The organism is bacterium, from assembly GCA_021159335.1.
Lineage (GTDB): Bacteria > UBP14 > UBA6098 > B30-G16 > B30-G16 > JAGGRZ01.
This window is the reverse complement of sequence record JAGGRZ010000160.1, coordinates 1-5,926: the sequence shown is the minus strand read 5'-3', so window position 1 is coordinate 5,926 and position 5,926 is coordinate 1. Positions and strand designations below refer to the sequence as shown.

Annotated in this window: 9 protein-coding genes; 1 reads left to right on the top strand and 8 read right to left on the bottom strand. The window is 30.3% G+C overall.

Annotation, left to right across the window (positions count from 1 at the left end):
* Window positions 1-776: 776 nt before the first annotated feature.
* From J7J62_09000 to J7J62_08965, 8 genes are all read right to left on the bottom strand, one after another.
* Window positions 777-1,088 (bottom strand): hypothetical protein, encoded by a 312-nt coding sequence (locus J7J62_09000; GenBank protein ID MCD6125290.1) that lies wholly within the window; start codon window positions 1,086-1,088, stop codon window positions 777-779.
* A gap of 2 nt (window positions 1,089-1,090) precedes the next feature.
* The gene (locus J7J62_08995) at window positions 1,091-1,300 is read right to left on the bottom strand and encodes a hypothetical protein (GenBank protein MCD6125289.1); all 210 of its coding nucleotides are present in this window, start codon (window positions 1,298-1,300) and stop codon (window positions 1,091-1,093) included.
* On the bottom strand, window positions 1,293-1,589 hold the full coding sequence (locus J7J62_08990) for a hypothetical protein (protein MCD6125288.1): 297 nt from the start codon (window positions 1,587-1,589) through the stop codon (window positions 1,293-1,295). Before J7J62_08990 ends, J7J62_08995 begins: the two co-directional genes overlap by 8 nt.
* Window positions 1,590-1,605: 16 nt before the next feature.
* Window positions 1,606-1,848: a hypothetical protein gene (locus J7J62_08985; GenBank protein MCD6125287.1), complete on the bottom strand. Its 243-nt coding sequence runs from the start codon at window positions 1,846-1,848 to the stop codon at window positions 1,606-1,608.
* Window positions 1,849-2,097: 249 nt separating this feature from the next.
* On the bottom strand, window positions 2,098-2,451 hold the full coding sequence (locus J7J62_08980; protein MCD6125286.1) for a hypothetical protein: 354 nt from the start codon (window positions 2,449-2,451) through the stop codon (window positions 2,098-2,100).
* Between the two features lie 19 nt (window positions 2,452-2,470).
* Window positions 2,471-2,671: a hypothetical protein gene (locus J7J62_08975; protein ID MCD6125285.1), complete on the bottom strand. Its 201-nt coding sequence runs from the start codon at window positions 2,669-2,671 to the stop codon at window positions 2,471-2,473.
* A gap of 124 nt (window positions 2,672-2,795) precedes the next feature.
* Window positions 2,796-3,473 carry a hypothetical protein gene (locus J7J62_08970; GenBank protein MCD6125284.1) on the bottom strand — a complete coding sequence of 226 codons (678 nt, stop codon included), beginning with the start codon at window positions 3,471-3,473 and terminating at the stop codon, window positions 2,796-2,798.
* Window positions 3,474-4,928 carry a hypothetical protein gene (locus J7J62_08965; protein MCD6125283.1) on the bottom strand — a complete coding sequence of 485 codons (1,455 nt, stop codon included), beginning with the start codon at window positions 4,926-4,928 and terminating at the stop codon, window positions 3,474-3,476.
* Between the two features lie 538 nt (window positions 4,929-5,466).
* On the opposite strand from J7J62_08965, the gene J7J62_08960 reads away from it, so the two are divergent.
* Entirely contained in the window at window positions 5,467-5,700 is a 234-nt protein-coding gene (locus tag J7J62_08960; GenBank protein MCD6125282.1) for a hypothetical protein, read from the top strand.
* The last annotated feature ends 226 nt before the right edge of the window (window positions 5,701-5,926 follow it).

Genomic DNA, 5,926 nt, shown 5'->3' with positions numbered 1-5,926 from the left:
AAATCTTAGGTCCACTAAACATTATTTGGTGCTTTAGACAATTTCCAGTAAAGTTAAATCCATTAGACAAAATAGTTCGTAAAACAAAGTTAGTTCATCTAACACCTTGTCAATATATTAAAATTTTAATATCAAACGACGAGTTCCAATAGACAATCTTAGATAGACCTAACATTTGGTGGAACAAATTTTTAAGGCCTTTAGACTTAGTTTGGCCGAACTAACTTAGTTCGACCTAACAGACATTGTTAAATTGAACTAACTTTCATTGAAGTGAAAAAGAATTTTTCTGGGGCCTAACTTAGTTCCATTGAACTAACTTAGTTAGACCTAACTAACTTTATTGAAGTGAACTAATTTTTTTCTGGCAAAAAATTAGGTCCACCAAACATTGACAAATTAAATAAAATATGTTATAATACAAAACAAGATTGAAGTGAACCTAACTTTTTTTGAGCCATTGAACTAACTTAGTTCCAATGAACTAAGGTAAAAAGGCCTAACATTGTCAATCAGACAAAACATTCCGATTCAGAAAATCAGAAAGTCAGAAAATCAAATCTGACAAAAATTCAGATAAGACAAAGTATCAGAAAAAATTTATCTGAGTCAATTTGATTTTGGGCCAAAAAAATAGGCAAGGACAAAAGCCCTTGCCAAAAATCGCCTGCCTTTTCTCTTTGTTTTTTTTTACATTACCCCCTTAAAAAACTAAAGGATGAGTACGATAAGAAGATTATCTGTTACTTTGGAAACTTTCATTTTATTACCTCCCTTCATTCTTCTTCATAAATCACTTTTCCTCTTATTAATTTTACTTTAACTTTTGGCTTATCTTTGGCAATACTCAATTTCCATCCCGTATTAATCAGGTCAATTAAGGTATATCTAATGGGATTGTCAATGTCTTCTACTATGAAACCTATATGTTGATCATCTACGTACCCTTCACTATCCAGATAGACCCCAAATTTTATTTTACCCACAAATTTAATCTTACCTTTATCTGTTGCCTTAATGTAATCTCCAATTTGGTAAGGTTTACCATTGATTTTTACTCCATTTTTGACTAATTCTATTCTATACATCTTTACCTCCTTTCTAAAAAATTACAGCCCCATTCATATAAACTGATTATCAACCCGATTTCTGCCTCAAATTCTTTTCCCCTGTCCAATTCAGCCAAAAACCTTTTCCTTTCCAGTTCTGTCCTTGCCTTTTCAGATTCAAAATGTATTTTGGTCATTAGTGAAACTCTTTGTTGTTTGCCCAAATTATCAAAAACTTCAATTTCATTCATTTTGCTGCCCCTTTACATATTTTTTTAAGTCCATATCGGGATGTACTTTTTCCCATAAATGAGGTTTCAGATATCCAAAATAGCACCCGTAGGTTTCCCATTTTTCTACCTGATCACCGATTAATATTTTTCCCCTTTCATTCCTAATTTCTTTAAATCTCTTGCCAGTCCTATCCTTAATTATCCTTCCATCTTCATTCTTACCTATCATGTGATTGCCCTTTACACCCAAATACACCACTAACTTATTGGTTTTTCTGTCTCTTAATGTTTGTAGAATGTGCCACATAATATCCTCCTTTCTTTTAATCTAAGTAATCATCTACTATAGTGATAGCCAAATCTACTTTTTCTTTAACCTCAAATTTTAACGCCTCTTTGTTTAATTCACAAGGATAAAACCCATAAGCCTCAGGATCAATGTTAAGTAAAATGGTCTTATGTTCATTTAGTGTGTCTTTGACAAAACTGTCTAAGTCTTTTATATGCTTAATTTTCCAGTTTACCTCACTTGCCTTTTTTATTGCTACTTTGTAAATCTTCTCCATTTTACCTCCTTGTGCTTTTTTATTACAATAATCATTTTTAGTTAAAATGTCAATAGGTATCAATATGAGACTCAAATTTCATACTTACTTCAAAATCAAACCTTTCCTTTTTAAGCCAATAGTGATTATTGACCGTATCTATTATTTTTTCCTTTATATACTCTGCTAATCCTTTAGGGTCATCTAACTTACCTTTAGACGTGATTTTAAAAGTTAAAATGTAGCAATTCATTTTTTTAATTCCTCCTTTTATATTTGTTCACCTATCAATAAAACCCTTCCCTCTTTACCCGTTATTTTTTTGAAACATTCCTTTGCCTTTTTAACTCTGTCTTGTATTATGGGATCATCTAGATGTATAACGCCGTTCCATGTTTGTGCTACTGCAAAGCCATAGTATTTGTCAGTAATACTAACCCTTTTCATATACTCATTAGTTAACTCATTATGTCTTTTCTGATTACCATACTTATTTGATATGAAATCCAATATATCTACATAATGACATTCGTAATTAGAAGATAGATAAAATAGTCTTTTCCTAACATCTTCTGGTAATTCACCTGCCTTTAATCCTACTGCTAGTGTTGTAGGTTCTGCCATTTGTATCACCTCCTTTTTTTCATATTTTTATATCTATAAATAAACCTTTGCCTTTCCTAACATAAACAAAAAACGCCTTGATAAAATCTTCTGGTCTTATCTTTGTTTTTACTTTGTTGCAAGCTTCATAAAATGTCATTGCTAAATAATCTGGCACATAGTTATATGTCACTTTTATCCAATATTGATTTAGTAAATTTTTAAAATCTTTATAATTCATTTTTTTACCTTTCCTTTTAATAAAGTAAAGCAATGTTTACAATATAATCTATCTTGATAACTATACAGAATCTTTTTTTTCACTCCGCATAAATAACATTTTTTCTTTTTATTGTATATTACTTTTACCATGGTAATTTCACCTTGCCTTTTTTCTTATTTTTTTTGTATTGTCTTTGCCATTCATACCCATAGGATAAACCTGCTAAATCATCATCATAATCTGTATTGTAAATGCTAAAATCTTCATAATCCATATTAGAAAAATAAACTCCATTTTCTTTAATCCAATCTCCTAGCATTACTACAACTGTAGGCCGCATAATCAAAAACCTATCATAAGCTCCTATGCTTTCCAAATAACCTATGCCTAAAATCTTTACTAAGATAGCCATTACCCTACTGTCACTCATTTTACCAATTGGAAATTTCCTATTTTTCCTAATGCAGTAATAGGCAATTAGGTCAAGCTTACTTTGCCAATTGGATATAACACCATTATGGAACAAAACTCCTTGCTTAGTTTTACCTTGTAAGGGATTATCAAAATCCAATTTAAAGGGATGTGTTAACTCTTGACAAATACCACCACTTGTTTGGGTTCTAAAATGGACCGCATGGGGGAGATTATCAAATTTATCATAAAACTCTTTAAATTCATTTAGCTCCATAAATCCCTTTTTAAAATATACTAAGCCATTTCCTTGCCATGCTATGCCAGCCCCGTCGCTATTGCTACACCAGCAATTTGTTAGTTCGCTATAATTTAATTTCCTTGTCTTACAGTAGGCAATAATACACATTTAAACCTCCTCTTTTAGGATTTTTCTGATATGTAGCCTCAAAGCTTTGAAAAATTTTAAAACATTAGCACCGTGTCTTATTTCCCATGCTACTCCTATTCTATAATCATTAGCACTCTCATGTTGTATTACTTCATAACCTGGCACTTTTATCGTATTTACTTTGCCCCTATCTTCCCTAAGCCCAAATAATGTAATGCTTATTAACCTGTTTAGTCTTAAATGGCAAGCCCATTTATTTAATAAATTTTTAACTGTATCATCCCACTCATCACTAAAGCTTAGATTTAATGGGTAAGTTTTTCTTTGATATTTTTTATTTTTATCTATTAGCCAATAATCATATAATCTATAACCTAAATAATGCTTATTGCCATAAAAATTTATTAACTGTTCGGCCTCCTTTTTTGTCAAGCCCCCTACCTTCATAAAATCATCTATACTAGGAAAGCTTGCATTATATTTTATAATTTTTTCCTTTATTGCCTTTATAACTATATTTTTCACCAATTTTAAAACTATTTTAGCTATATTTGGATTTAGAAAAATAGCTGCTGAGGGAGTCCGATATTCAAAGCCCCATGGTTTACTTTCCCATGAGGACAAAGCACCATACCCGTACCGTTCGCACATATAACGAGTATGTTTGCCTACAAAATCATCTAATACTTGTAGTAATTCATTGCTAGGATAAATTTCTTTTCCTACTCCAATATGAATATGTCCACCTAAGCTAAAATCCGCGGTCAATGCTAACTCAAAATCGGAGTCATACACCCTTTTAATGAGATTTTTTAAATTCCTCACTACTTGTTGAGGACTACCCGCATCTGGCCTTAACTCCAATTGATCACCACTACCATCAATGCCAATTTCATTCTCATAATGGTCATCATCTATATAGTCACTAGCATGTACTACTTCACCATATCTATTTATCAAGACAAACTCAGGATCACAGCCAATTTTTATCTCTTTAATAGAGTTAAGTTTTTTTGTCCATAGTTTTTTAAGATTAAAAAGTTTAACTATTTTAGATAAAACTAGATAAGCATTAGTTAAATTACTTTCATAGTGGGTAATGTCACTCATCAATAATATTTGATAATCTAAATTGAGGTATGCCAATGTTCTCCCTTTATTTTTTATATGGACTGCATGGAAAGTATAGCGGTCGTACGCAAGATCAAAATTATGATCATAAAATAAGTCTTCCTCATCCTTGCTATTAAACCTAAGGTCAAGATTTAAATCTACCACCATATCATAAGGATAAGACGATCCTGTATAGGGGTATATATACAAGGATCGTCTTAAACTCCAATCAACAGTGCAGTGATTATTGATATGGGTAAAAAAATTAAAGGCCTTGCCATATCTTTTTAAAAACTCTGGCAAGGCCTCTGATTGATGATCTTTAGCATCCTCTAATTTTAATTTTATTACCCTCTCCATAATCACCTCCTACACCATAATAATCATCTTTAGATTAAAAATCAAGATGTTAAAATTTTAATAGCAAACGATTAGGTCTAATTACCGATGTTAGATAGACCTAATTTTTGTGGAGTAACCAGAAATTAGTCCAGCAACACAATCTTAGGCCTTTCTAACAATTATTAGCTCCTTTCAGAAAATTTCTTTTTAAAATCTTTCCTATTTGAAGTGCAACAGAATTTGTTTTATGAAATATTGTTTGAAGCATTAAACATTGTATTGCTGGCCTAATTTTCAAATCTTCAATCAAAAAATTTTTTCTCTAAAATTTTCTTTATTTGAAGTGCAAATGAATTTTTTCTATGGAAATATGAATTAGTTTTTTCTTTTTTTCCCGAATTTATGGACAAAAAAACAAATTGCTAATTTAGTCAGAATTACGATATTGATAAAATCAGCAAAAGTTAGGTCTATCTAATGAATTATTTTTGCTATTGACTTTTATATTTAAAATGATTATTCTAGAAGAAAAAGGAAATTTTAAAGGAGGTTAAGGATGAACAATAATAATTGGCAAAAAGACAATAGAGAAGTAGCATTAAGAATATTTACTGAAGATTTAAAAAAGGAATGGGATGAATTAGTTAAGGAAGCTAAAAACAGTCTTGATAGTGAAGAAGAAGATTTTATTACTTATAGGATGGCATTATTAATTTTTGCATTAAGGCGAATACCAAATTTCCAACCTTATCTTAGAAAATTTAGAAAAGAGATAAAATATTATATTTAGGAGAAAAGAATGAAATTTAAAATGAGGAATATCTATAAATTTCAAAAAGAAATGGGAGTCGATTTTAATAAATGTCATTATTGTAAATTTGGTGGAAATCCCAAAAAGGATTTTAAAATTAATAAGGATTATGTTTACTGTTTTTTATATAAAGCAAGAATTTATAAAATTAATTAAGGAGATAAAAAGATGGATAAAAAAATAAAGATATATCAAGGTACATTAT